This window comes from uncultured Friedmanniella sp., assembly GCF_964244005.1.
Classification (GTDB): Bacteria; Actinomycetota; Actinomycetes; order Propionibacteriales; family Propionibacteriaceae; genus Microlunatus.
Genome location: NZ_CAXTHG010000004.1, coordinates 1 through 24,946 on the forward strand (window position 1 = coordinate 1; position 24,946 = coordinate 24,946).

The 24,946-nt window shown below is 72.1% G+C and carries 22 protein-coding genes and 2 pseudogenes; 14 read left to right on the forward strand and 10 right to left on the reverse strand.

Translation table 11 applies throughout. The features are described from left to right. Together ACFE76_RS03470 and ACFE76_RS03475 are read right to left on the reverse strand one after the other, a co-directional pair. Nucleotides 1–3,976, reverse strand: a 3,976-nt coding sequence (locus ACFE76_RS03470; protein ID WP_375430349.1) for an RHS repeat-associated core domain-containing protein, incomplete at its 3' end; no start/stop codon positions are given. Nucleotides 3,977–4,017: 41 nt separating this feature from the next. After that, nucleotides 4,018–5,364: pseudogene (locus ACFE76_RS03475) on the reverse strand (DUF6531 domain-containing protein); the annotation flags it as partial. Between the two features lie 147 nt (nt 5,365–5,511). Between ACFE76_RS03475 and ACFE76_RS03480 the strand changes: the two are divergent. Both ACFE76_RS03480 and ACFE76_RS03485 read left to right on the forward strand, forming a co-directional pair. Next, nucleotides 5,512–6,459, forward strand: a complete 948-nt coding sequence (locus ACFE76_RS03480) for a hypothetical protein (RefSeq protein ID WP_375430350.1) — start codon at nt 5,512–5,514, stop codon at nt 6,457–6,459. Further along, the gene (locus ACFE76_RS03485) at nt 6,456–6,857 is read left to right on the forward strand and encodes a DUF2089 domain-containing protein (RefSeq protein WP_375430351.1); all 402 of its coding nucleotides are present in this window, start codon (nt 6,456–6,458) and stop codon (nt 6,855–6,857) included. Before ACFE76_RS03480 ends, ACFE76_RS03485 begins: the two co-directional genes overlap by 4 nt. Nucleotides 6,858–6,990: 133 nt before the next feature. Here the strand turns inward: ACFE76_RS03485 and greA are convergent, their stop codons facing one another. After that, the gene (gene greA / locus ACFE76_RS03490) at nt 6,991–7,500 is read right to left on the reverse strand and encodes a transcription elongation factor GreA (protein WP_375430352.1); all 510 of its coding nucleotides are present in this window, start codon (nt 7,498–7,500) and stop codon (nt 6,991–6,993) included. A gap of 26 nt (nt 7,501–7,526) precedes the next feature. Beyond that, a complete protein-coding gene (locus tag ACFE76_RS03495) occupies nt 7,527–7,952 on the reverse strand; it encodes a DUF4307 domain-containing protein (RefSeq protein WP_375430353.1) in 426 nt (141 codons plus the stop codon). Between the two features lie 61 nt (nt 7,953–8,013). Between ACFE76_RS03495 and mca the strand changes: the two genes are divergently transcribed. The 8 genes and pseudogenes from mca to ACFE76_RS03535 all read left to right on the forward strand — a co-directional run bounded on the left by mca (nt 8,014) and on the right by ACFE76_RS03535 (nt 13,971). Beyond that, a complete protein-coding gene (mca, locus tag ACFE76_RS03500; protein ID WP_375430354.1) occupies nt 8,014–8,934 on the forward strand; it encodes a mycothiol conjugate amidase Mca in 921 nt (306 codons plus the stop codon). 9 nt (nt 8,935–8,943) lie between these two features. Then, nucleotides 8,944–9,201 carry a hypothetical protein gene (locus tag ACFE76_RS03505; RefSeq protein ID WP_375430355.1) on the forward strand — a complete coding sequence of 86 codons (258 nt, stop codon included), beginning with the start codon at nt 8,944–8,946 and terminating at the stop codon, nt 9,199–9,201. Between the two features lie 169 nt (nt 9,202–9,370). Then, the gene (locus ACFE76_RS03510; RefSeq protein ID WP_375430356.1) at nt 9,371–10,348 is read left to right on the forward strand and encodes a hypothetical protein; all 978 of its coding nucleotides are present in this window, start codon (nt 9,371–9,373) and stop codon (nt 10,346–10,348) included. Continuing rightward, entirely contained in the window at nt 10,345–10,413 is a 69-nt protein-coding gene (locus ACFE76_RS03515) for a hypothetical protein (RefSeq protein WP_375430511.1), read from the forward strand. Before ACFE76_RS03510 ends, ACFE76_RS03515 begins: the two co-directional genes overlap by 4 nt. 135 nt (nt 10,414–10,548) lie before the next feature. Next, nucleotides 10,549–10,722: pseudogene (locus ACFE76_RS03520) on the forward strand (RHS repeat domain-containing protein); the annotation flags it as partial. Nucleotides 10,723–10,806: 84 nt separating this feature from the next. After that, nucleotides 10,807–12,081, forward strand: a complete 1,275-nt coding sequence (locus ACFE76_RS03525; RefSeq protein ID WP_375430357.1) for an RHS repeat-associated core domain-containing protein — start codon at nt 10,807–10,809, stop codon at nt 12,079–12,081. A gap of 15 nt (nt 12,082–12,096) precedes the next feature. Continuing rightward, nucleotides 12,097–12,486, forward strand: coding sequence for a hypothetical protein (locus ACFE76_RS03530; protein WP_375430358.1), 390 nt, complete (start codon nt 12,097–12,099; stop codon nt 12,484–12,486). 1,236 nt (nt 12,487–13,722) lie between these two features. Continuing rightward, nucleotides 13,723–13,971, forward strand: a complete 249-nt coding sequence (locus ACFE76_RS03535) for a hypothetical protein (RefSeq protein WP_375430359.1) — start codon at nt 13,723–13,725, stop codon at nt 13,969–13,971. 32 nt (nt 13,972–14,003) lie between these two features. Here ACFE76_RS03535 and ACFE76_RS03540 read toward each other — a convergent pair whose 3' ends face one another. Then, the gene (locus ACFE76_RS03540; RefSeq protein ID WP_375430360.1) at nt 14,004–14,279 is read right to left on the reverse strand and encodes a hypothetical protein; all 276 of its coding nucleotides are present in this window, start codon (nt 14,277–14,279) and stop codon (nt 14,004–14,006) included. A 470-nt stretch (nt 14,280–14,749) separates the two neighbouring features. Here ACFE76_RS03540 and ACFE76_RS03545 point away from each other — a divergent pair, with 470 nt between their 5' ends. Further along, nucleotides 14,750–14,917: a hypothetical protein gene (locus ACFE76_RS03545; RefSeq protein ID WP_375430361.1), complete on the forward strand. Its 168-nt coding sequence runs from the start codon at nt 14,750–14,752 to the stop codon at nt 14,915–14,917. A gap of 78 nt (nt 14,918–14,995) precedes the next feature. Further along, a complete protein-coding gene (locus ACFE76_RS03550) occupies nt 14,996–17,023 on the forward strand; it encodes a thioredoxin domain-containing protein (protein WP_375430362.1) in 2,028 nt (675 codons plus the stop codon). Here ACFE76_RS03550 and ACFE76_RS03555 read toward each other — a convergent pair. Then, a complete protein-coding gene (locus tag ACFE76_RS03555) occupies nt 17,008–17,730 on the reverse strand; it encodes a hemolysin III family protein (protein WP_375430363.1) in 723 nt (240 codons plus the stop codon). The genes ACFE76_RS03550 and ACFE76_RS03555 overlap by 16 nt on opposite strands. 102 nt (nt 17,731–17,832) lie before the next feature. Here ACFE76_RS03555 and ACFE76_RS03560 point away from each other — a divergent pair, with 102 nt between their 5' ends. Further along, complete coding sequence (locus ACFE76_RS03560; RefSeq protein WP_375430364.1) at nt 17,833–18,642, forward strand: isoprenyl transferase; 810 nt, start codon at nt 17,833–17,835, stop codon at nt 18,640–18,642. Next, the gene (locus tag ACFE76_RS03565) at nt 18,620–19,426 is read left to right on the forward strand and encodes a phosphotransferase enzyme family protein (RefSeq protein WP_375430365.1); all 807 of its coding nucleotides are present in this window, start codon (nt 18,620–18,622) and stop codon (nt 19,424–19,426) included. The genes ACFE76_RS03560 and ACFE76_RS03565 overlap by 23 nt, the downstream gene beginning before the upstream one ends. Before the next feature lie 2 nt (nt 19,427–19,428). Here the strand turns inward: ACFE76_RS03565 and ACFE76_RS03570 are convergent, their stop codons facing one another. The 4 genes from ACFE76_RS03570 to ACFE76_RS03585 form a co-directional block, all read right to left on the reverse strand. Further along, nucleotides 19,429–20,583, reverse strand: coding sequence for a hypothetical protein (locus ACFE76_RS03570; RefSeq protein WP_375430366.1), 1,155 nt, complete (start codon nt 20,581–20,583; stop codon nt 19,429–19,431). A gap of 110 nt (nt 20,584–20,693) precedes the next feature. Then, entirely contained in the window at nt 20,694–23,501 is a 2,808-nt protein-coding gene (locus ACFE76_RS03575) for an FtsX-like permease family protein (RefSeq protein WP_375430367.1), read from the reverse strand. After that, the gene (locus tag ACFE76_RS03580) at nt 23,498–24,220 is read right to left on the reverse strand and encodes an ABC transporter ATP-binding protein (RefSeq protein ID WP_375430368.1); all 723 of its coding nucleotides are present in this window, start codon (nt 24,218–24,220) and stop codon (nt 23,498–23,500) included. The genes ACFE76_RS03575 and ACFE76_RS03580 overlap by 4 nt, the downstream gene beginning before the upstream one ends. After that, complete coding sequence (locus tag ACFE76_RS03585) at nt 24,217–24,807, reverse strand: PadR family transcriptional regulator (RefSeq protein WP_375430369.1); 591 nt, start codon at nt 24,805–24,807, stop codon at nt 24,217–24,219. Before ACFE76_RS03585 ends, ACFE76_RS03580 begins: the two co-directional genes overlap by 4 nt. Nucleotides 24,808–24,946: the final 139 nt, after the last annotated feature.

Below are 24,946 nucleotides of genomic sequence, written 5' to 3' on the forward strand. Positions count from 1 at the left end.
TCTGCACCTCGTAGGTGTCGACGTCGGCGTGGACGTAGGTGTCCACCACCCGCTTCGCGACGGTCTCGCCGGTGTCCGGGTCGGCGGCGAGGACCTCGTCACCGACGGTGATGTCCTCGATCGGCTTCGACGTGCCGTCACCCAGCAGCACCTGGGTGCCGGCGACGAAGCAGGCCGACCCGGACACCTTGGTGAGGGCGCCGCCCATGGCCGCACCGCCGGCACCGCCGATCGCTGCGCCACCCAATGTGGCTTGGGCAAAGCCGCCGGCGGTCAGCGGTTGGCCCGACGTCGCGTAGGACAGGCCGCCCGCGGTCCCGCCTTCGGCGATGCCGGCGGCGGCGCCGGTGAGCATGTTCTGACCGAGACACGTCATGCCGGTCCGGGCGCCCGCGCGGGCGGCCGCGACCCCGGCGCCGCCGCCAGCAAGGCCCGCGACCCCGCCGATCGCGCCGTCAACGGCGACCTGGCCCCAGTCGACCGACCCGTTCTGGTACTTCTGCATGCCGGCCGAACCGCCGGCCGACATCAGCGCACCCGCGATCATCGCCGCCCCGATCGGCCCGCCGACCCCGGTCGCCATCACCGCGATGCCGCCCAGGATCATCGCCCCGGCCGCGATGTACTCCCAGTTGTCCTTGACCCAGCTCGTCGCCGCCGACGCGGCGTTGCGCAGCGACCCGTTGTTGGAGTCCCGGTACGCCTGCAGCTCCGCATCCGTCACCGGACGCAGACCCCACGGGTCGGACCCGTTGCGGGGGTCGTTCCCGGCGAAGCTGTACGGGTTCCCCGCCCAGCCCGACCCGGCCACCGGGTCGAGCGGGTCGGTCGAGAGGAAGCCGCGCGAGCTCGGGTCGTAGACCCGGGCCTGCATCCACTCCAGCCCCTCGACCTGCAGGCCGCCCTGCCCGCTGATCGCCAGCCCGGCCGGCAGCCCGGACGGGGCGGTCGCCGGGACAGCGTCCCACGGGTCCGAACCGCTGGAGCCGGGCCGCCAGCCCGGCGTGATCCACTGCGCCGCGCCGCCCGCGGCGTCCGGCAGCAGCCCGGTCAACGGACCGTAGCCCGTGACGGACACCGTCCCGACCTGCGCCAGCACCGGCACCGCGGCCGCGGTGTCCCAGGAGACCGGCTCGCCGTCCACGCTGGACAGCTCACCCAGCGCGTCGACGCTCAGCCGTTGCGTCCGCGCCGTCACCTTGTCCTGCGCGTGCGTGACGGTGGTGATCGAGGCGAGGAACCCGCGCGGGTCCCACTCGAAGCGACGCTCGCCCGACGGCCCGGCTTCGCGGACGCGGCGCCCGGCCGGGTCGTAGCCGAACTCCGTCTCACCTTCGGCCGTACGGCGGGTCCTCAGCTGGCCGGCCGGGTCGTAGCCGTAGCTGGTCGGCTGGCCGTCGACGACCTCGTTGACGAGCCGGCCGCCGGCGTCGTAGCGGTAGGCCGTCGCCGACCCGTCGCTGCGGCGGGTCTCGACGAGCTGGCCGGCCGGGTCGTAGGAGTAGACCGTCCGTACCCCGTCGCTGACCTCCGCCACCACCCGGCCGGCGTCGTCCCGTTCGATCTCGGTGACCTCGGTCGACCCCTCGCGGTTCACCTCGAGCCGGACCACCGCCCCGCCCTGCCAGGTCCAGGACGCGTGCAGCCCGGGCGCCGTCATCGACGCGATCCGCCCGATGGCGTCCCGCTCGACCACCGCCCGGCCCAGCCCCGGCGCCTGGACCGCCGACACCCGGCCGGCTGCGTCGTACTCGTAACGCGTCTGCTCGCCGTGCACGCCGGTGAACGAGGTCCGCCGACCGTCCGCGTCGTAGGACCACGACAGACCCTCGCCGCCGCGCAACCGCCGCACCAGCCGACCGCCCGCGTCCCAGCCCAGCTCGGTGACCGTGTCCCCTTCCCGCACGCGCATGGTCCGCGCCGCGAAGTCGCGCTCGACCGAGGACAGCAGCTCGTCGTTGGCGAGCGTGTCGGTCAGCCGGCCGGTCTCGTCGTAGACCCAGGAGAGGACCCCGCCGCCGGCGTCGACCCTCCGGGTCTGCCGCCCCGCGGCGTCGTAGCGGTAGCGGGTGGTCCGGCCCAGCGGGTCGGTCTCGGCGACGACCCGACCCATCGGGTCGAAGGTCCGTTCGGTCCGCCCACCGAGCGGGTCGACGACGGCCGTGCACCGGCCGGCGGCGTCGTAGTCGAAGCGGGTCACCCCACCGAGGGCGTTCTCCGCCTCGATGAGCTGGCCGGCAGCGTCGTAGCGGAAGCGCCGGCGACCGTGCCAGGCGTCGGAGGTCCGGACCAGCCGGCCGGCCGCGTCGTAGCCGAACCGCGTCGTGCCGCGGCCGGGCTCCGACCGCTCCACCGCCCGTCCGGCCTCGTCGTAGCTGACCCGGGCCTGCTCGCCGGTCGGCCAGAGCTCGTGGACCAGCCGGCCGTCGGCGTCGTAGCCGAACTCGTAGCGGGAACCGTCGGTGTCGATCGTCGCCGAGCGCCGCCCGCAGGCGTCGTACTCGTAGGCGAAGGTCGAGCCCATCGGGTGGGTGACGTGCAGGGCGCGGCCCGCGCGGTCGCGCTCGATCCGCGTCACCCCACCGCTGGAGTCGGTGTGCTCGACCAGCCGACCGCACCGGTCGTAGCGGAAGTGGCTGGTCGTGCCGTCCGGACCGGTCTCGGTGACCGTACGGCCCAAGGCGTCGTAGTCCGCCGCGGACGAGGAGCTGCGGTCGCCCGCCCGGGCCGGCAACCCGTCGGCGTTCCGCTCGACGTTGCGCCGTACCCCGGTCGGGTCGACGGTCTCGGCGAGCTGTCCGTTGACGTCGTAGCCGATCCGCCACCGGCCGTCGCCGGCGTCGGTGGTCTCGACCAGCCGCGACATGGCGTCGTGGCTGAACTGCCACTGCGACCCGTCCGGCAGCTCGACCCGCGTGCGCAGGCCGAGGTCGTCGTAGGAGGTCGACACCGCCCGGCCGAGCGGGTCGATGGTCCGCGACTGCTCGCCGTGACGGCCGTGCTCGATCTCGGTCCGGCCGCCGGTCGGGTCGACGACCGCCGTCAGCCGTCCTGCGGTCGAGTGCTCGTAGCGCCAGACCGCGCCGTCGGGGCCCTGCCTTGACAGCAGCGGGCCGGTCCCGTCGTAGCGGTAGCTGGTCCGGTGGCCGAGCGGGGTGACCGCCGCGGTCACCCGGCCCAGCTCGTCGCGCTCGAGCCGGGCCACGTTGCCCTCGGCGTCGGTGGTGGCGATCAGGTCGCCGCGCTGGTCGTGCTCGAGCCGCAGGATCACGCCCTCGGGATCGACGACCTCACGGAGCAGGCCCTCCTCCCACCGCATCCGGGTGACGCCACCCTCGGCGTCGACGGACTCCGCCGGGTCGCGCGAGTCGCCCTCGTAGCGGTAGCGGGTGACGGCCTCGGCGGCGTCGTCGTCCCCTGTCACCGTGACCGTCACGACCCGGTCGGCGTCGTCGTACTCCCAGCTCAGGTCGGCCCCGGTCGGGGTCACCTGACGCACCCGACGGCCGCGCTCGTCGTAGAAGCTCACGACCGCGGAGCCGTCGCGCTGGGTGACGGTCACCGGGTTGCCGAAGCGGTCGTAGCTCGTGGACTGTCGGTGGCCCTCGGCGTCGATCACGCCGACCAGCCGGCCGCGCCCGTCGGCGATCCAGGTGTTGGCGCGGGTGCCCTCGGTGTCGGACACCTCGGTCACGCCGCCCGGCAGGTAGACGAACCGGGTCACCCGGCCGAACGGCGACCGCTGGGTGGTCACCCGCCCCTGCTCGTCGAAGGTGTTCTCCGCCTCGACAACGCCGTCGGCGTCGACCACCGCCTCGATCAGGTCGGCGTCGTTCCAGCGGTACTCGCGGCGCCCGCCGGGGCCGGTCGCGGCGACCAGCCGTCCGGCTTCGTCGTAGTCGTAGCGGACCTGCCGGCCGTCGTCGGCGACCGCAGCGACGACGCGCCCGGCCGCCCCGTCCCCGTGCCCCTGCACCTGGTCCCACTGCAGCGACGGTGCTCGTGGGCCATCGCCGTCAGCCGGCCCTGGGCGTCGTAGTCGAAGGTGACCCGGGTGCCCGGGCCTCCGCTGGTCTGCTGCAGCCGTCCGTCGGCACGCAGGTCCCAGCAGGTGCCCGAGGAGTTCCTCACCCGGAAGCCGGGCTCTGCGGTGTCCGTCGTCCGCTCCAGCCACAGGTTCTCGCCCGTGGCGCGCTCCCAGCGGTCGCCGAGCCGGGGGAAGACGACCTCGCGTCCGTCGGAGAGCCGCAGCCGCGCCGCCTCGGCGTCGACCCGCAGGCCGGCATCGGTCCAGGAGGACCAGCCCCGGCCGAAGGCGCCGACCGAGCTGTTCATCGAGCTGTAGCTGCGGCCCAGCTGGAGCCCGCCCGCGAGGCCCGGGAAGCTGAGGTCGCTCTCGTCCTCGGTGAAGTTGCCGCTGGCGGTGTTGACCGGGTCGTTGGAGTAGCCCGTGGTGGGCGGGCTGCCGTAGGCCGTCGGCGGGTCGATCTCGATGTCGCGCCGCGTGACGGCCACGTGGTTGGCCCGCAGGGCCGCCTCGATGCTCTGGTTGGACAGCGTCGACACCGAGTGCTCGCTGCCGGCCTTCTTGAACGCGTCCGCGACCGTGGTCGCCCACGTCGCGTCCTCGCCGTTGGCGCTCAACCACTCGCGCAGCCCCAGGATGGGGCCGCTGGCGTCCAGCGTCGCCCAGCTGCAGGAGGCGGCGAAGTCGGCGACCTGCCCGTCCAGCCGCCCGGCCGACCCTGACAGCTCGGTGTCACCGGCCTGGCTGCTGGTGGCAAAGCTCCGCAGCTGAGACGGGCGAGCCGAGGACGTGCCCCCGCCCCCACCGCCGCCCGTCGCGGGGGGCGGGGTCTGGCGGACGCTCTTGGCCGGCTGCGGGACGGACGCGGACGGTCCGGTGTCGGACAGGGTGACCGCAGGCGGGTCGTCGCCGCCGGTGATGTGGTCGTCGACCCACTTGTCGAAGCCGCTCCGGTCCGCTTCCTTCTGAGCCCACTCGCGCGCCGTCTTCCGCCGCTGGTTCTCCTCGCGTGCCGCCTGCTCGACCTTCTCGATCTCGGTCGCGACCTGGCGCAGCTTGCTGACGACCTCGTCCAGGTCGTTCAGCTGGGTCTGCCCGTTCTGCCGGAAGACCTCCGAGAAGTGACCCTTGAAGTCGGTGAGCCCGGTGGTCCGCCACGTGGCCCGCGAGCCCCGCTGACCCGACACCGTCGTGGCCTCGGCGCGGAACGTCGCCTTGACGGTGCTGGAGACGCCGAAGTCGAACTCGACATCCGACATGCCCTTGAGCGCATCGATGTTGCTGGTGTTGACGTCGACCATCGACAGATCAGTCCTTTCACGCGAGCGGCCCATCATGCCCGAGAAAGGGGCCAGCCGAGCCCGTTCGAGAGATCGGCCGTGCAGGTGTGACCGCACCGGCCGCTTCGAGACGCTCACCCTGACTCACCCCTGAGTCGAGCACTTCACCTTCCACTCTCGAAAGGTTGGCTTTACATTCGGAGCATGAACACTCACACCATGGCCGGGATCCTCGAGGAGCTCGCCGCTGGTCGCATCGACGCAGCCGAAGCGGCCCGCCTGATCGACGCCCTCCCGTCCGGCAACGGCGCAGCGGACAGCACCGCTGCGTCACCCGTCGGCGCGGCCGCAGCGGAGCCGGCGGAACCTTGGGCCAAGGAGACCGGCCGACCGCAGCACGCGGGCCAGAGCACGGAGCGGTTCGCGCCACCGCCGCCACCCACGCCGTCCGAGCCGGCGGCCGAGGCTCCGCCCACCAAGCCGGCAGGCACCGGCGGGGTCGAGCGGATCTCGGTCCGCGCCGTCGGACGCCGCGTCCGCATCCTGGGTGAGACCGCGGTGGCGACCCTCTCGGCCGACGGCCCACACGTGCTCCGCCGGAACGGCTCGGTGCTCGAGGTGTCCAGCGACGGGGAGATCGGGCCGAGCCTGGACGGCTTCAGCATCCTGCGCGGTGCGCCGCGCAACCTCGAGGACCTGCGGGCGCTCGGGCTCGGCAAGGAGCTGCTGCTGCGGGTCAACCCCTCGATCATCGTGGACGTCGAGGTCACGGCCGGCAGCCTGCACACCGAGCGGGTGCCGCACCTCGGCAAGATCCGGGTCACCGCCGGCAGCGCCAAGCTGCTCGACGTCAACCAGATCAACGACGCGCTCATCCAGGCCGGGTCAGCCACCATCAAGGGTGCGGTGAACGCCGGCCGCAACCGGATCCGCGCCGAGTCCGGTTCGCTGGCGATCACGCTGGCCGACGACTCGAACGTGACGGTGACGGGAGAGTCCCAGCTGGGCAAGGTCACCTGGACGGGCGGCCACAGCGGCGCCGGCGACGAGGTCGTGATGGGCAACGGCAGCGCCAAGCTCGACGTACAGGTCGTGATGGGCCACGCCCAGGTGCGGGTCGGGTCCGACGCGGCCAAGGAGGGGGCGGCATGACCGACGCACGGCGTACACCGGTGCACGAGCACCGCGCCCCGATCGACTGCCCCGTCTGCGGCGACCGGCTCTCGGTCACCCGGCTCGGCTGCGGGTCGTGCGGCAGCGAGCTGGCCGGGACCTTCACCCCCTGCGGGTTCTGCGGCCTGGACGAGCGCGAGACCGAGATGCTGCGCGTCTTCCTCGCCTCGCGCGGGAACCTGCGGGACCTCGAGAAGCACCTCGGGGTCTCCTACCCGACAGCCCGGCTCCGCTTCAATGCGCTGCTGGAAAAGCTCGGGCTGGCCGAGCCGACGGAGCCTGCAGCCGCGGGACCGACCCGCGACCAGGTGCTGGCCGAGGTCGCCAGTGGCGCGCTCAGCCCGGACGAGGCGGCGACCCTGCTGGCCAACCTCTAGCTCGAGCGGGCCCGTGCCCTCGACCGGGCGCTCGCTCCCGCGCCCTGCAGCGCACTCCCGCGCCCTCTGGGAAGGGCGCGGCAGCAGCCGAGGGGCGCGGTATGGCGTAGGGGCAGTGTCGACGCGAGCCGGCTCAGCTCTGGAAGGGTTCGACCTTCACGATCGTCACGTCGATCGACCGGCCGTTGGGGGCGGTGTAGGAGACCGCATCCCCCTTCTTGCGGCCGAGGATGGCGGAGCCGAGCGGGGACTGCGGGCTGTAGACGTTGGTGCCGACGCTCTCGTCGAGTCCGAGCAGCTCGCGCGACCCGAGGACGAAGGTCTCGGTGTCGGACTCATCGCCGTCGAAGGCAATGGTCACCTGTGTACCCGGTCCGACCTCGTCGGCGTGCGCGGGCGGTTCGCCCACCTCGGCGCGGCGGAGCATGTCGGCCAGCTGCCGGATCCGAGCCTCCTGCACGCCCTGTTCCTCCCGAGCGGCGTGGTAGCCCCCGTTCTCGCGCAGGTCACCTTCTTCACGGGCGCGGGCGATCTTCTGCGAGACCTCGGCCCGACCGGGACCGGAGAGGTGGTCGAGCTCGCCCTGGAGCTTGTCGAACGCCTCCTGGGTCAGCCAGATCGTGTGGGTCGTGGTTTCAGACATCTGAGCACTCTAGCAATTCCGGCCGTTCAGTCGGCGGTACAGCCGCTGACCGAGGCCGAGGTGGCCCGGCGCAGGGTCGTCAGCTTGACGGACACGTCGGCGAGCTTGACCGCGCTGGCCGGTACGGGCACCTGCAGCTCCGCGACCGGCTGGAAGTCGGTGGCCTGGGCGATCACCCGACACGTGACGGGGATGGACGGATCGCTGCGTTGCACGGTGATCGTCACGTCGATGCTCGTGTCGGAGGTCACGTTGTAGTAGGGCACCTGGGCCGAGACGACCGGCTCGGCGTGCAGCAGGGCCGCCCAGATCAGCCAGCCGAGGGCCACGGCGCTGCCCGCCGCCACCAGGACGATCAGCACCGGCCGCGACACCCGCGGCGGGGGATAGCGACGGCTCAGCCGTACGGCGGCGTCGGCTGCCCCGGCGGTGCTCGCCCCGTCTGTGGTCACCGTCCCATTCTGCCCGCCTCTGCGCGGACCCCTCCCCGCCGCCGTGGCAGCATGTCTGCCCATGAAACACCCCGCGCTCCGCGTGGACGCCCACGGCGAGCGCCTGCGTCTGCTGCACGTGCACGCCCATCCCGACGACGAGTCGAGCAAGGGTGCGGCGACGACCGCCCGGTACGTGGCCGAAGGTGTCGACGTCGTGGTGGCGACGTGCACCGGCGGCGAGCGCGGGTCGATCCTCAACCCGGCGATGGACCGTCCGGATGTGCTGGCCAACATCGCCAGCATCCGCCGCGAGGAGATGGACCGCGCGCGGGAGATCCTCGGCGTCGAGCAGGTCTGGCTCGGCTGGGTCGACTCGGGCCTGCCTGAGGGCGACCCGTTGCCGCCGCTGCCCGAGGGCTCGTTCGCCACGCTGGGGATCGACGAGGCCGCCGTTCCGCTGGTCGAGCTGATCCGCCGCTTCCGGCCGCACGTGCTCACCACGTACGACGAGAACGGCGGCTACCCCCACCCCGACCACATCATGTGCCACCTGATCAGCATAGCCGCGGTCGCGACGGCGGCCGATCCGGCCGCGGCGCCCGAGCTGGGCGAGCCGTGGCAGGTGCTCAAGGTCTACTACCAGCTCAGCTTCAACCGGCCCCGGATCGAGGCGCTCGACCGGGCGATGACCGAGCGCGGGATGGAGTCCCCGTACGCCGAGCGGCTCGCGGGCTGGACCGTCGACCCCGACCACGAGGCTCGGCTGACCACGCAGGTGCCGTGCTCGGACTACTTCGCGGTCCGGGACCGGGCCCTGCTGGCCCACGCCACCCAGGTCGACCCGGAAGGGGCCTGGTTCGCGGTGCCGTTGGAGGTGCACCAGCGCGCCTGGCCCAGCGAGGACTGGCAGCTCGTGGCGAGCGAGGTGCCGACCGAGCTGCCCGAGGACGACCTGTTCGCGGGGATCGCTGTCCCGGCCGAGGCTGCGCTCGCCGGGTAGGCTCGCCGCATGATCCTGCTCGAGCTCGACCCCAACATCGTGAAGCCGGGCTGGACGCCGTTCCTGATCACCATCGCGCTCGCCGCGGTCATGTACCTGCTCTTCCGCAGCATGCGTCGCCAGTTCCGGCGCGTCGACGCGAACTTCCTCCCCGACGATCAGCCGGCGGCCGCCGAGCCGGTGACCGTGCCGCCCACCACCGAGCACGGGTCGACCACCGCCGGGTCGACTGACGACGTGGGCAAGCCGACCTCACCGATCGGCTGAGCCGACCCACCCGCACCGCCTCCTCAGACTCAGGGCCGCGCAGGTCCTGTCACGTGTCTGTCGCGGAGCTCACGCGAACCGGCCCAAGGACCCGGGCACGTCCGTTCCGACGACCGTGAGCGCTCCGAGACGGTGAACGTCCCCCTCCGCCGACCAGGCGGCCGGCTCGGTGCGCGTCGACGATGGTCAGGGGTCGACCACGACGACTGCGTTCGACCCGCTGGGCCGGGTCACCTCGCTGGGCCAGATCGACGGCTCGGCGAGCGTGCTGGCCTACGACCGGTGCGGTCGGCCGGTGGAGGCGCTGGACCCGGAAGGTGCGCTAACCCTGATCGAGCGGGACGCTGCTGGCCGGCCGATGACGGTGACCACCCCGACCGGTGCGGTCACCCGCTACACGTACGACCGGTGCGGCCGCCTGGCCACCGTGACGGACCCGTTGGACGCGACGACGACCATCGGCTACGACGTCGACGGGCACCCGGTGGAGCAGACCCTGCCGACCGGTGAGGTGGCGCGGACCCGCTACGACGTGTGCGGTCGGGTGGTGGAGTACCGCCGGCCCGGCATCGGCACGTTGCGCTACTGCTACGACCGGTGCGGTCGGGTGGTGGAGACCCGCGACCCGCAGTCGGGACAGCGGCGGTTCTCCTACGATCAGGCCGGTCAGCTGGTCGCGGTGACCGACGGCAACGGCGGGGTGACCCGGTACGGCTACGACACCTTGGGTCGGGCGGTGGAGATCACCAACCCGGTCGGCGGCGTCACCCGGCGTGAGTTCGACGGGATGAACCGGTGCGTGGCCGAGACCGACCCGCTGGGGCGGACCACCCGTGCCGGGTACGACGGGGCGGGCCGGCTGGTCTGGCAGGCCGACCCGGACGGCCACACCACCAGCTGGACCTACGACGCCGCCGGCCGGCCGCTGTCGATGGCGGTCGACGGCCGCACCCTGACCACCCTGACCCGCGACCTCCGCGCGCGGACGGTCACGATCGAGGACCGGATGCAGGACCAGCCACGCCAGCACGTGCTGGAGTGGAACCGGCGCAGCCAGCTGGTCCGCCGCAGCCGGGACGGCCGTGAGATCTCCTGGACCTACGACGCGGAGGGTCGGCGGACGTCGATGACGACCCCGACGGGTTGACCACCTCGTACGGCTGCGACGCGGCGGGCCGGCTGACCTCGGTGGAGCACCCGCTGCTCGACTGAGCCACCTTCGACCGGGACGCGGCCGGGCGGCTGGTCGCCGCGACCGCGGGCGGGCTCATCCAGGCCTGGGAGCACACAGACGGCTTCGTCGTCGGACACACCCTCACCGAGGACAACGGATCCCCCCGCACCGCCATCGAGCGCGACGACGACGGCCGGGTCACCGCGGTCACCGGCAACGACCAGACCACCCGCTACGACTACGACCTGGCCGGCCAGCTCCTGAGGAGCACCGGGCCGAGCGGTCGGCGGGTCAGCTACGGCTACGACGGAACCGGGCGCCGCACCCGGGCCACGACCGAGGACGGCGGCTCCCGCGAGTTCGGCTGGAGCGCCTCCGGGCACCTGGCCACCGTCACCGACCACCGTCAGGACCACGTTCGCCGGACCACGTTGAGGACCGACGCGCTCGGTGAGCTGGCCGGCGTCGACGACGCGGAGTTCTTCTGGGACACCGCCGCCTACGCCGGTGCGCCGGTCTTGGCCGGCGAGGTGTCCGTGGTGTCCGCCGGTGCGGTGACCGGGATCGGCGGCGAGTGGTCCGCGCCGGGTTGGCGGACCGCCCGCAGCACCAGTAGCGACCCCTGGAGCCTGGGGTCGGCGGCGGGCCTCGCTGGCCTCGGCGGCGTCCAGGTCGGCGCTTCCGGTGAGGTGCAGATCGCCGGTCTGGAGTGGATGGGAGCGCGGGTCTACGACCCGACCTCCCGCGGCTTCCTGTCGGTCGACCCGCTCGCCCCGATCCCAGGCGCGGGCTGGGCCGGGAACCCGTACGCGTTCGCCGGGAACGACCCGGTGCACGCCCTCGACCCGCGTGGCCTCAAGCCGCTCACCGACGCCGAGCTCCAGCACTACCGCGACAGCAACGGGATCACCGGCTGGGCCAAGAACAACCGGGAGTACATCGCCGGTGGCGCCATGATCGTCGCCGGCGGCGCTTTGATGATCACTGGGGTCGGCGGTCCCGCCGGGGCGATGCTGATCTCGGTCGGCGCGGACACGATCATCCAGAAGGCCACTACCGGTGAGGTCAACTGGGGTGAGGTCGGCGTCAGCTTCGCCGCCGGGGCGGTCGGTGGCGGATTCGCGGCCGCCAAGCTTGGCGCGGCCACCGGCGGCTACCAGTACGCCACCGGTCCCGGCCCGCACACCGTCGGGGGGTTCGCCGGTGCTACCGCCCGTGGCGGCGCCACCGGGGCCGCGATCGGCGGCGTCGGCGGCGCCGCCGGTCACGGCATCGCCACCACCGCGGGCCGCGTGATCAGCAACGTACGCGCGACGCCAGACGTACCAACCTCCGCTTCCGCGCAGATGGACTCGTTCCTCGACAATGGAGCTACGGTCCACCACAGCCCAACCGCAACCGCCATCGGCGATGATGAAAACACACTCACCAATCTGGCTCGATCTCAAGGTCATGGTGGCGGGCATGACGTGATCCTCCACGGCACGCCGGACGGCGAACCATGGATTAACGGAATGGTGACCCATCCTAATCAGATTGCTGACGCTGTGCGGGCCAATCCCAGTTATAGTGAGGGCCAGCCAATCAACCTCGTCATGTGCCACGGAGCTCGCAGTACAGCTGGCGAACTCGCACAAGTCCACGTGCGGACGTACGAGCGTCGCCACATCTTGTTCAGCTTCACCCAGTCACTGGCGATCTTCTAGAAGGGACTCACTGAGGTGTTGAAGCCCCTCCACCCCTTCATCAAGACTCCTGGGGGCGGCATCGATCCTGTTGCGTTGGGTGAGCAGAGGGGTCGTCTACCAGAAGACATGCGGTTAACCGCCGCCACCTACCTGCGAAGTTGCCCTGTCTTCCTCGCCTGGATGGAGTACACGAGGGACGTTCTGGAGGGCCGTTTCGCTGTGGCCGGAGGCAGCGGCGTCAAGTGCGATGGTGTTTACTATTGGCGGTCAGATGCGGCGGACTATGTCGAAGCTTACGGTATCGGATTCGATCCAGATTTCCTTCGCCACGTCCAGGCCAAGCAATGGCGGCCGCCGGTTTTTGATAAGCTTACCTATTTGACGATCTTCACAGAACTGCAACAGGTGTTGGTTGGGGATTGATCCTTCGGTCAGGCATGGAGATGAGACGAAAGTTTGGACTTGGGCGCAAAGTTGCGGCAACAAGTCAGAGGTAAGGTAGCGGATGGCCCTCTACCCGCGATAGACCACGTGGGAGAGTGCCCGGTCTTCCGCGATCCCGTTGGCTTGAGCGACGCCGGTGGCGCAGTCGGGGCCGACATAACAACCGGCCAACCGTGGGTTGCCGGCCAGGCTTCGCGGCGAAATGTTACGGCCTCCGCTTCCGAGTCGAATCCGACTGCTCGATGCGATATGTCGTCGGGCTTCAGGACTGGGCGTCCATCCTGCGTCTTCCAAGCGTGAGAGGCGGATTTGGTTACCATCGGCCTGAGCCGTGGTCTGGATGGCAACATCTCAACAAGGGCCACGTGAGAAGTAGAAGACGTTGTTGACACCGGAAGAAACTGAGGCTCGTCTTCCTACTACTGCGGACTCGCGCGATTCCTCACGAACAGAACAGCTCACCGAATCGGTTTCTTACGAGGACCGGAACTGAGTTGATGCAGACTTAAGATTGACTGAGTTGCTCGAAGCCATTCGCCGCCATGACGGAGCCGATGCTGGCCGCGATGGTAGTGAGCGGAACATGCGGTGAGGACTGACGGTGACTCGCACCCTATTCCGAGCTGCTTAGAGGCTGATTGGCGTACTCTGCATGAGTTCGCCACGGGAGCTCTTGGTCTGTGCTGCTCATTTGGTACCCGCGATGGGTCGGTCGGTGACGCCATGGACGTCGTCCACATGCGGACGGTGCCCGACCGGCGTCGACCACGCTGATTGCTGGCAGCGAGGAGTGCCGGAATCGATGTCCATGATCGGCGACGATTTGCCTCCAGATTTTATGTCCCCAGCATTGTTGGTGAGAGTTGTGGAGCTTGGGCTCACAGACCTGAACCGTGGTTGATCCTCGAGGGGGAGACTTGATCGACTGAGGCTGATGCCCCCTTCAAGACCTGGGGACCAGCGGCCTTGGTCATCAGAAAGCAGCTCTGCCGCTTGGCCTTGGGTGTGGGCGAGCAGCGACTGGGCAGACCGAGAAGGGCGGTCGTGGTGGCGGTGACCGGGGTAGAGCTCAGCCGCAGCGTGTCGCATGCAGTGAGCCACGAACCTTGGCGATATGAGCACGAACTTGACGAGGAGGGCTTGGCGGCGTGGGCGGTGCGTCTCCGGGGCTTCGGCGGCCCCGCGGGTCTAGCTGGCGGCACGCTGGCGCGTGCGATGGGCAGCAGCTCCGCCGGGTTGAGGGCGACGGCGTTCAGCGCGGCGGGGAACTTCGCGGCCGGCGCCACCGGGTCGGTGGCCAACAACATGGTGGCGGGCCAGTCCATCGACCTCCGGCAAGCTGCCCTTTCCGGGGGCGTCAACACCGTCGGTGGGGCGGTGTCGGGCCGGGTGGGGGCACCTCGCGGCACGAACACCCTCAGCCAGTTGTCGTACTTCGGGGCCCCGTATGCTGTCGGGCCGTGACCAACCTGAGCGGCCCGAACACCCGAGCCATGCTAGGTCAGGCAGGCCTGGGTACGGCGCTCGGGGCCTCCGACGACGTCTTCGGGTCGGGCTCCTAGGAGCAGGATGGCGCCGCGCTCGCGAACCGGCAGGGCGACGAGTCGCCAGCCGAACGTCGTCGACCTGGTGATCGCGGGCGTCTCGGTGGTGGTGGCGGCGGTCTGGCCGCTCGCGGCGGGTTCGGCCGCCTCCGAGATCCTTCCGGTCGTCGCGCACTGCGCCGCCGTCGGCCTCGGGGTGGGGCTGCTGCCGAGAACGTGGACCACCATCGGCTTCCTCGTCGGCGTGGTGGCGGCTGTGGTCGTGAGCGCGATCGGGGACTTCGGTCCGTACCTCTGGATCGCCACCATCCTGGGGTTTCTCGGGGGGTGTCTGGGTGGCGGTTACCTGGCTCGACGGCCTCGCGGGGCTCGCCGGTCGGTCCCGTCCGCGACCGGCCCGACCGGCCCGCCTCCCTCGACCACCCCGGCCACGGGTCCCGGTCTGGTGCTCACGCGCGACGATGGCGCTGAGCAGCAGACGGTTAGCGGACCCGCTGCCGAGGTCGTCCTCGATGCCGTTGCGGCGTTGGACGGCCGCACCCGCACCGTGGTCTCCGTCGTCCTGGGCATGAGTCGCCTCGACGTGGCCGGCGACGCGGGTGGCGCGCTGATGGTTTACCACTGCGACGACCCGACCGATCAGCCCCAACAGCTGGTACCACCTGACGACCGCCGGCGGGGCCAGAGACGAGGTCGAGGTGACCGTCGCCGGGGTCGTGGGCCACTTCGCCGCGTGGCAGACGTGCCGGCGCGCCGCTGCCGTGCGCGCGGTCCGGTACTACCTCGACACCGGCGGTCGCGACCCCGAGCTGTCCTGGTACGGCGGCCGCGACGTGGTGGAGATGCGACCCGACACACTCGCGTGAACGAGGGCGGCGGGTGTTTGCCCTCGGGCCGTCTGGGCACTGTGCAGGCGTACCGACGTCCGAGAAGGGTCAGGCTCGATGAACCGACTGAGGTGGTCCCGCAGCCCGTACCTGCTGCAGCACCAGGACAACCCGGTGGACTGGTACGAGTGGGGCCCGGAGGCGTTCGACCGTGCCCGCGAGCGGGACGTTCCGGTGCTGCTGTCGGTCGGGTACGCGGCCTGTCACTGGTGCCACGTGATGGCGCACGAGTCGTTCGAGGACCCCGACACCGCGGCTCTGGTCAACCGGGACTTCGTGGCGGTCAAGGTCGACCGCGAGGAGCGTCCGGACGTGGACGCGGTCTACATGCGGGCCACCCAGGCCATGACCGGGCAGGGCGGCTGGCCGATGACGGTCTTCCTGACCCCGGACCGGCGGCCGTTCTACGCCGGCACCTACTTCCCGCCGCTGCCGCGGCACGGCCTGCCCTCCTTCGGCCAGCTGCTGGAGGCGATCGGCTCGGCGTGGCAGGAGCGGCGGTCGGGGGTGCTGACCAGTGCCGGCCAGATCGTGGAGCACCTCGCGAGCCAGGCCGTGACCGCCCTGCCTGGTGAGCTGGGTGAGGCCGAGCTCGACGAGGCCCTGACCGCATTGCGCGCCGACTTCGACCCGCGGCATGCCGGCTTCGGCGGGGCGCCGAAGTTCCCCCCGTCGATGGTGCTCGAGGCGCTGCTGCGCGACGGCGGCGAGGACGCGCTGCTGATGGCCCGGCAGACCTTGGAGGCGATGGCGCGCGGCGGCCTGTACGACCAGCTGGGAGGCGGTTTCGCCCGCTACAGCGTCGACGCCGCGTGGGTGGTGCCGCACTTCGAGAAGATGCTCTACGACAACGCCCTGCTGCTCGGCGCCTACACCCACGGGTGGCGGCGCAGCCCGTCCGCTCTCACCGCCCGGGTGGTGGCCGAGACGGTCGAGTGGCTGCTGCGGGAGATGCTGACCCCCGAGGGCGGGTTCGCCGCCAGTCTCGACGCGGACTCGCTGCCGCCGGGGTCAGGCGGCGCGGCCCACGCCGAGGAGGGCGCCTTCTACGCCTGGACGCCGGCGGAGCTGCGCGCCGTGCTGGGCCCCGACGACGGCGAGTGGGCCGCGCAGGTGTTCGAGGTGACCGACGCGGGGACGTTCGAGCACGGGCGGTCCACGCTGCAGCTGCTGGCCGATCCTGAACCTGAACGGCTGGCTGAGGTCCGCCGCCGGCTCGCGGCCGCCCGGGAGGACCGGCCCCGCCCGGGCCGGGACGACAAGGTCGTCGCCGCCTGGAACGGCTGGACGGTGGACGCGCTGGTCTCGGCGGCGATGGTCTTCGACCGGCCGGACTGGCTGGCGGCGGCCCGGACGGCCGCCGAGCTGATCTGGCGGCTGCACTGGGTCGACGACCGGTTGTGCCGGACGTCTCGGCTGGGAGAGGTGGGCCAGGCGCCCGGCATCCTCGAGGACTACGCCGCGGTGGCCATGGCCGCCACCCGGCTCGCCGCCGCGGTGGCCGACCCGGTCTGGGTGGATCGGGCCCGGCTGCTGCTCGACGTGCTGCTCGAGGCCTTCGACGACGGCGGGTCCGGCTTCTTCGACACCGCCGCCGACGCGGAAGAGCTGTACGCCAGGCCGCAGGACCCGACCGACAACGCGACCCCGTCGGGTCTGAGCGCCGCCGTGCACGCCCTCCAGCTCTTCGCCGAGCTGACCGGCGAGGACGGTTACGCCGAGCGGGCCGAGCGCGCGGCGGCCACCGCGGGCGGCCTGGTGCGGCGGGCGCCGCGCTTCGCCGGCTGGCTGTTGGCCGACGCGGTCAGCCGGCACCGCCCCGGTGCCGCCCCCGTGCAGGTGGCGGTGGTGGGGACGCCCGGGCCCGGACGCGACGCGCTGGTCCGGGCGGCGTACCGGACGACCCCGGCCGGGTCGGTGGTCGTGGCGGGGGAGGGCGACCGGCCGGGCTTCGCGCTGCTCGCCGACCGTGCCGCCCTGGGTGGCGTCGCGACCGCGTACGTCTGCCAGCACTTCGTCTGCCGGCTGCCGGTGACCACCGCGGCGGCCCTCACCGAGCAGCTCGCGGTTCAGACCGCCCGGTAGGTGACCAGCGAGATCGCCACGTAGTGGCAGATGAAGCCGGCGACCGTCCCCGCGTGGAAGATCTCGTGGAAGCCGAACCAGGCGGGGGACGGGTTCGGCCGCTTGCGGGCGTAGACCACGGCGCCGAGGCTGTAGCAGAGCCCGCCCCCGAGGATGAGCAGCACCACGGTCAGCCCGCCGGACGCGTAGAACCCGCCCAGCCAGCCCATCGCCGCCCAGGCCATCACCAGGTACAGCGCGGTGTAGAGCCAGCGCGGCGCGTTGAGCCACAACAGTCGGAACGCGCACCCAGCCAGCGCGCTCAGCCAGATCATGGTCAGCAGTGCCGACCGGGAGCGGCCGTCCAGCATCATCAGCGCCATCGGGGTGTAGCTGGCGGCGATGAAGACGAAGATGTTGGCGTGGTCGAGCCGCCGCATCACCGCCTCGCCCCGGTCGCCCCAGTTGCGTCGGTGGTAGAGGCCGCTGGTGCCGAAGAGCAGCACCGACGCGGCCAGGAACACCGCACCGCCCACCTTGCCGGTCTCGGTGGGCGCGAGCACGACCAGGACGACGCCCGCCGCGAGCGCGAGCGGGGCCGTGGCCGCGTGCAACCAGCCGCGCAGTCGGGGCTTGACCTCGGCCGCGACCTGGGCCAGCGGCTCGGCGTACCGCGGCGATGCTGGTGGGTCTGTGCGGGACGAGTCGGAGGCACGAGGGCGAGGCACCCTACGAGGGTACCGGCTGAACCTACGGTGGCGTAGGTTCTGGTGGGCTGGCTGCGCGTGCGCCTCACAGCGTCCTCAGGTGGGACGGTTACGCTGCGAGGCGTGGCGCGAGTGGACCGGTTAAGGGAGTTCGTCGACCGGTTGCACCCCTCTGGTCTGCTCTACGCCACCTACGAGCACCGGTTGATCGCCGAGCTCGACCGCAGCCGGCTGCCGCACCACGTCGCCGTGCTGGCCGACGGCAACCGACGCTGGGCCCGGGACAATGCGCCAGGACAACCACTGGTCGCCGGTTACCAGGCGGGGTCGAACAAGCTGAAGGAGTTCATCGACTGGTGCGACGAGATCGGCATCCCGGTCGTCACCTTGTGGGTGTTGTCCACCGACAACTTCACCCGCAGCAGCGCCGAGGAGGTCGGGCCGCTGCTGCAGGTGATCGAGGAGATGGTCACCGACCTCGCGTTGAGCCGGCGCTGGCAGCTGCACCCGTTCGGCGCCCTGGACCTGTTGCCCGAAGCGTCCGCGGAGCTGCTGCGGCGGGCCGAGTCCGAGACCGCTGACCTGTCGGGGATGGTCGTCAACATCGCTGTTTCCTACGGCGGCCGCTACGAGCTGCGCGACGCGGTCCGCTCGCTGCTGGCCGAGCACGCCGCCAGCGGCACCTCGATCGAGGAGCTGTCGAAGACCCTGGACATGGACCACATCGCCGAGCACCTCTACACCAAGGGTCAGCCCGACCCCGACCTGATCATCCGGACCTCCGGTGAGCAACGGCTGTCGGGCTTTTTGATGTGGCAGTCCGCGCACAGCGAGTTCTACTTCTGCGAGGCCCTGTGGCCAGACTTCCGCAAGGTCGACTTCATCCGAGCCCTCCGTTCCTACGGTCAGCGTGAACGCCGCTTCGGCCGCTGAGCCGACGAGCCCTGGGGGCCAGGCCGAGGAGCTCCTGGTCGGAGGCAACGTCAACCGGGTCGTCCGGATCGGCGACACCGTACGGCGGCCCGCCGGACCCTGGACGCCCGCGGTGCACGCCCTGCTCACTCACCTGCACGGCGCCGGCTTCCCGGCGCCTCGGCCGTTCGGCATCGACGAGCAGGGCCGCGAGGTGCTCAGCTTCGTCCCCGGCGAGGTGGTCTGGCCGGACCACTTCGACACGGTTGCCCCCGCCGACCGGCTGGCGCGCGTCGGGCGGCTGGTCAGGGACTTCCACGACGCCGTCGAGGGCTTCGTGCCGCCGCCGGACGCCCGCTGGAACGCGCTGATCCCCGCCGACGGGGCCGACCTGATCATCCATCACGACCTCGCGCCCTGGAACCTGGTCGTCGACGCGGCTGACGGCTGGACGCTGATCGACTGGGATGCGGCCGCACCCGGGACCCGGCTCTGGGACCTGGCCTACGCGGCCCACGGCTTCGTCCCGCTCAGCGCCGACCCGCGGTTCCAGGTCTGGGACACGCGCGCTCGGCTGCGCGTCCTCGTCGACGCGTACGGCCTGGACGAGGCGCAACGGCGGGCCCTGGTGCCGATGCTGAGCGTCCGGGCCCGGTCGATGTACGACCTGCTCGCCACGGAGTCCGCGGCGGGGCGCGAGCCCTGGAGCACGCTCTGGCGCGAGGGCCACGGCCAGATCTGGTCCGACGACGCCGACTGGATCGGCCGGCGGGAAGCCGACTGGCTGGCCGTGCTGCTCGGCTGAGATCAGCTCCGCAGAGCCACCCCGAACAGGCTCGGCAGGTCGAGGTCGGGGGTGAAACGCTCGCCGGTCGCGGGGTCGAGCACGACCAGCTGCCCGTCGTCGAGGGCCACCAGTCGCCGCCCGTCGGCTGACCAGGACGCGACGCTGGTGATGTCGGCGGAGGCGTTCGGCTCGGCCAGCGTGGCGACGATCCGACCGGAGGAGAGGTCGACCACCTCGGCGACGGCGGAGCCGTCGGGACCGTAGGTCATCGCGGCGACGTAGCGGCCGTCGCCGGACATGGTGCCGCCCCCGCCGTAGAGGCCGGCCTGCTCCGCCGGCACCCGGACCGGCTTCCGGGTGCGGCGGTCGTAGCGCGAGGTGATGCAGGTCCGACCGCCCGGGCAGTCGGCCAGCAGGTAGTGGTGCGGTCCGGTCGCCAGCACCGTCCCGGTGGTGATCCGACGACCTGGCCCGACGAGCTCGCGTACCCCGCCGCCGTCGACCAGCAGCAGGCCGCCCGCACCGTCGGGCAGGAAAGAGCCGTTCGCCTGCACGGTGACGCCGCTCGAGGTGCCGTCGAAGTGGTACAGGGTCAGCCGCGAGCTGCGGCCGTCGAACGGCCGCCCGGCCCAGAGCTGGCCGTCGGTCGCCGGCAGCAGCCGGCTGGCTCGGCGGAGCGGACCGCGCAGCTCGGCGGCCGGCCGGTCATCGGGCACGACCAGACCGGGCACGCGGTCCAGCGGCCGCAGCACCACCTCCGACGGTCCGGCCAGGAAGCCGACCGGCGCCGACATGCCCACCGCGGCCGTCGTCGCGGTCACTCGGCCCGTGGTCAGCCCGATGCGGTACACCGTGTCCAGGCTGCGGACGAACAGGTCGCCCGAGCCCAGTCCCTCGATCGGGGGACCGTTACGTCGCAGCACGACCGGAGCGGTCGGCAGCGGCAGGCGGGTGGAGGAGACCGGCAGCGGCGACGGGGACGAAGGCGACCTGGGGCTGGGTGAGGAGACCGGGCCTGCTGCGCGCTCCTCTTGGCCCCGGACCCACAGCCCGCCCACCGTGAGCGCCAGCAGCACCGCCACCGCCACCGCCACGAGCCGCCACCGACGAGCGGTGGGGGAGACCGGCGGCGGTCCGGCCTCGAGGAGCTCGGGTCCTCCGCCGGCAGCGCTCACCCGGCCAGTATCACCGTGTCCGACGACGAAGCTGACCCGAAGACAAGCAGAGAGCCCGGGCACGCGTTACGGACTCGGAGCCAGCCTTGTCCTCAAGGCGCGGGGGCTGCTCAGCCGGCGCGACGGGTCATCGACGGACGGGCGCGGACAGCGAGCGCGGCGACCAGCGCACACAGCAGCGGCACGGTCACCACCACGACCGCCAGTCCGAGCCACGGGACGATCACGACAGGGTCGGGCGTGCTGAGTGGGGCGCCGTTGGCGTAGCCGGTATCGCTGGTCAGCGCCACCGCGAAGGTCACCCCGGGGCCAAGCCCGAGCGCCACCCCCAGGGCGGCGCCGGTGAGGGCCACCAGCAGCGCCTGGGCAGCGGCCAACCGGCGGCGGAAGCCGTTCGTCGCCCCCAGCGCGGCCATGGTGGCGAGGTCGGCCTGCGCCTCGACCTGGGCGAGCGCGGTGGAGATCAGCGCGGCCACGGCCACCAGGGCGGCGGCTGCGGCGATCAGGACCAGCACGATGGTGCCGGTCGGCGACTGGTACCCGCGTTCGACGTCCATGGTCACGTCAGCCCGCGCGTTGACCGCCTTCTCGTCGGCACGAGGGATCGGCCCGGCCGGGTTGACCACCTCCCACTGGTCGACCTGGACCGGCAGCCCCAGCTGCTGAGCGGTCGCCGGCAGCAGCATCCCGGCCCCGAAAGCGCCGCCAATGGAGTGCTGCACGCTGTCGGCCTGAGCCTGGCCCAGCAGGCCCGCCGGCAGGGTCAGCTGTCGGACCACCCGACGGTCGTCGCCGTCCGGTCGGGCCCAGCTGCCGACCGCCAGCCGGACGGTGCTGCCGCGCAGCACGCCCGGGTCAGTGACCAGGACGCCGCCCCGGGTGAGGACGGACTGCTGGTCGGCGGTCAGGGCGACGTCGGGCTGGATGGCGCTCAGCGGCACGGTGAGCAGCGGTGCCAGACCGCTGTTGCTGCCCAGCCTTCCCTCACAGGCCGGGGCACCGGACGTGTCCAGGTCGTCGGTGTTGGCGATCGCCTGCGTCGCGGTGCAGCCGGGCGGTACGGCGGCGACGACGTCGGCCGTCCCCGTACCGTCCCGCGTCTCCGACGAACCGAGGTGGCCGCGGGGTTCGAGCTCCCAGTTCGGGTGCTGCCGACGGATCTGCTGCAGCGTCGGCTCGGGGTCGGGCGCGAAGTCGTACCCGCCGTCGTCCTGGATAATGCCGTGCCCGGCCACGGTGCGGGGGGTGTAGTCACGGCGCTGCTGCGCGTCGTCGCTTGTGTTGGCGGTGACCAGGATGGGGAGCAGCGCCACCGCCATCGTCGTCGCGGCGACCGCCGAGCCGGTTCGGCTGTGCGACCGGGCCGCGTCCCGGGCGGCCATCCGTAGCGGCACCGGCCCGTGCCGCAGCCCTGCGCTGACGGCACGCAGCACCTGCGGGATGCAGGGCAGAGCGCCCAGCACGAGCAGAGCCGCACCGACGCCGCCGAGGTAGAGCTGGGCGGAGGAGCGCAGCCCGAGCGCCGCCCCCAGCACCAGGACCGCGCCGAGCGCGACCACGACCAAGCCCAGCACCGAAGCCCGGCCGGTGGGACGGACGCGGTGCTCCTGTCCGGTCAGTACGCCGGCCAGCGCCAGCCGGGCCGCACCCCGCGCCGGGATCGCGGCGGCCAGCAGGGCGGCGGCGACGGCGGCGAGCACCACCGTGCCGGTCAGCAGCGCATAGCTGTCCAACGGTGGCCGGCCGATGCCGCCGCCCCACGCCTCCGCCAGCCGGATGGCGGCCCAGCCCAGGCCGGTGCCGAACAGCAGCCCCAGCACGGCGGCGCTCCCGCCGAGCACGAGGCCCTGGGCCACGACGTAGCGGCTGAGCTGCGCCTGTTCGGCCCCGTTGCTGCCGATCAGCGCCAGCGACCGCCGGCGTCGGGCGGCCCTCACCGCGAACGCCGGGCCAGCCAGCAGCGTGGTCTCGAGCACCAGGCCGAGGCACACCAGCACCACGACGGCCTTGCCGGCGGCGTTGTCGTCGCCGCCCAGGTCTCCGGTGGCCGGGGCGGGACCGGCGAGCACCTGTCGGCTGAGCACGAGCAGACCGTGGGCGTTCCAGGCCTGGACGTCGGCCCAGCTGACCGGGGCGGCCCGCTGAACGAGGAAGTCCCGCTCGGACGACCCCGGGGGGAGCCAGGACGTGTCGACCACCACGTCGACCGGGACGAACCGGGAGTCCGTCGCGGTCACGACACCGCTGACCGCGACCGTCCGGGGCGACCCGTCCGGTCCGCGTAGCACCGCCGTCCCCGTAGCGGGCAGTCCGCGCTCGATCCCGGCGGGGGTGACGGCGATCTCGGTCGGCCCATCGGGCAGCCGCCCGGACACCACCGTGGCGAGGCCGAGTCCGGCCGCGTCGTCGGCGGCCAGGCTGCTCAGCCGCAGCAGGTCGGGACCTTGCTCGGCGATCAGCTCGGGATAGCCCACCGGTGAGACGACACCGCCGGTGAGGGTCGCCAGCTGCGCGGCCGTCCAGGGGTCACCTGACTGGCGACCCGGGAAGGTCGGCAACGAAGCCGTGTCCTCACTCTGCTGCTCTTCGGCGTCCCCGCTCTGGCGTACCGGACCCGAGCCCTCGTCGAGGATCTTGGCCTGCGCCGTGCCGAGGGCGACTGGCACCCTTTCGGCCGGGGTGACGTCCGCGGTGCCGAGGTACGCCGCGCCCGCGCTGATCACCAACACCGGGAAGCCGACCATGACCATGATCAACAGGCTGGATCCCTTGTGCCGCAGAGAATCGCGGTATGCGAGCCGGATGGCGGCTCGCCAGCTGCCCCGCCAGCGCTGGCGGCGTAGGGCGCGCTCGTCGGCCGCGTGCCGGGCCGGCGCCGGGGTGGCCGGTCGGGGTCGACGGACCTGGACGTCGGTCACCGCGAAGCCCCGAACATCTCCGGGGTCGGTTCGTCGGCGGATGCGCTGTCGACGAGCGCGCCGTCCCGGAGGAACACGATGCGGTCGGCCCAGGCCGCGTGCCGGGCGTCGTGGGTCACCAGCAGGGCAGCCGCTCCGGCGTCGCAGCGGTCGCGCAGCACCGTCAGCACGCTCTCGCCGGTCTGGCTGTCGAGTGAGCCGGTCGGCTCGTCGGCGAGGACCAGTCGGCGGTCACCGATCAGTGCGCGGGCGATCGCCACCCGCTGCCGTTGGCCGCCGGAGAGCTCATCAGGGAAACGGTCCCCGAGACCGCCGAGCCCGACGGACTCGAGCGCCTGCTCAGCCTGAGCCCGGCCCGACCGGGGCGAGACGCCGTCCAGCTCCAGCGGTAGGAACACGTTCTCGGCGGCCGTCAGCGAGCTGACCAGGTTGAAGTCCTGGAAGACGAAGCCGAGCCGGGTCCGCCGGATCCGGGCCAGCGCCGACGGGCTGGCCGTGGTCACGTCGACCCCGTCGATCAGGACCCGGCCGGACGTCGGCAGGTCGAGGGCGCCGGCGAGGTTCAGCAGCGTGGACTTGCCAGAACCCGAGGGACCCATCACGGCGACGAGCTCGCCGGGGGCAACGGTCAGGCTGACCCGGCGCAGCGCGTGCACGGTCAGGTCGCCACTGCCGTGCATCCGGCTGACCCGCCCCAGGACCAGGTACGGGCTGCTCATCGCTGGCCCTGTAGCTCGGTCGTGGCGCCGGCCGGGACGTCCTGTGCCGGCTCGGCCCGGGGATGGCTGCGGCGGACCAGGCTGGACTCCACGTGGTCGAGCCAGCGGACCTCGGCCTCGGCCGCGAAGACCAGGCTCTCGAGCACCAGCGACCACGCCAGGCCGGCGGGGTCGTCGGGGTGCTGCTGGCGCTTCAGCCGGGTCAGGTCCTGCAGCTGGCGCATGGTGGCCCGACGCTGCACCTGCACGACGGAGGTGACGTCCACCCCGGGGACGGTGACGGCCAGGGCCAGCTTGATTGCCAGCTCGGACCGGGGGGCGCTGTCGCGGTCGACCGGGTCGGCCCACCAGCGTGAGGCGGCGTGGCGGCCAGCATCGGTCAGCGCGTAGACGATCCGCTGCTCCTCGACCGCCTCTCCGGCCGAGCGCACCAGTCCGTCCCGCTCGAGCCGGGCGACCGTGGTGTACACCTGCCCGACGTTCAGCGGCCACGTCGATCCGGTACGGGTCTCGAACTCGGCCTTGAGCTGGGCGCCGTACATCGGCTGCTCGCTCAGCAGCGCGAGAATGCTCTGCCGGATAGTCATCGTGGCCTCCTGTATACGCGGTATAGGAAGATGTATACCGAGTATGGAGCTCCGATGTCAAGGCGCTGGATCAGCGGCTGAACCCCCGCGGTAGCGTGTCGGGCGAGAGCAGGCGAGGGAGCCGCTCCAGGCCCTGGGG

What these genes read in the sequence shown, in the direction of transcription:
- ACFE76_RS03480 (WP_375430350.1), top strand. Translation starts at nt 5,512, where the DNA reads ATGAACACTCACACCATGGCCGGGATCCTCGAGGAGCTCGCCGCTGGT.
- ACFE76_RS03485 (WP_375430351.1), top strand. Translation starts at nt 6,456, where the DNA reads ATGACCGACGCACGGCGTACACCGGTGCACGAGCACCGCGCCCCGATC.
- greA (WP_375430352.1), bottom strand. Translation starts at nt 7,500, where the DNA reads ATGTCTGAAACCACGACCCACACGATCTGGCTGACCCAGGAGGCGTTC.
- mca (WP_375430354.1), top strand. Translation starts at nt 8,014, where the DNA reads ATGAAACACCCCGCGCTCCGCGTGGACGCCCACGGCGAGCGCCTGCGT.
- ACFE76_RS03505 (WP_375430355.1), top strand. Translation starts at nt 8,944, where the DNA reads ATGATCCTGCTCGAGCTCGACCCCAACATCGTGAAGCCGGGCTGGACG.
- ACFE76_RS03535 (WP_375430359.1), top strand. Translation starts at nt 13,723, where the DNA reads ATGGGCAGCAGCTCCGCCGGGTTGAGGGCGACGGCGTTCAGCGCGGCG.
- ACFE76_RS03540 (WP_375430360.1), bottom strand. Translation starts at nt 14,279, where the DNA reads ATGGTGGTCCACGTTCTCGGCAGCAGCCCCACCCCGAGGCCGACGGCG.
- ACFE76_RS03550 (WP_375430362.1), top strand. Translation starts at nt 14,996, where the DNA reads ATGAACCGACTGAGGTGGTCCCGCAGCCCGTACCTGCTGCAGCACCAG.
- ACFE76_RS03580 (WP_375430368.1), bottom strand. Translation starts at nt 24,220, where the DNA reads ATGAGCAGCCCGTACCTGGTCCTGGGGCGGGTCAGCCGGATGCACGGC.
- ACFE76_RS03585 (WP_375430369.1), bottom strand. Translation starts at nt 24,807, where the DNA reads ATGACTATCCGGCAGAGCATTCTCGCGCTGCTGAGCGAGCAGCCGATG.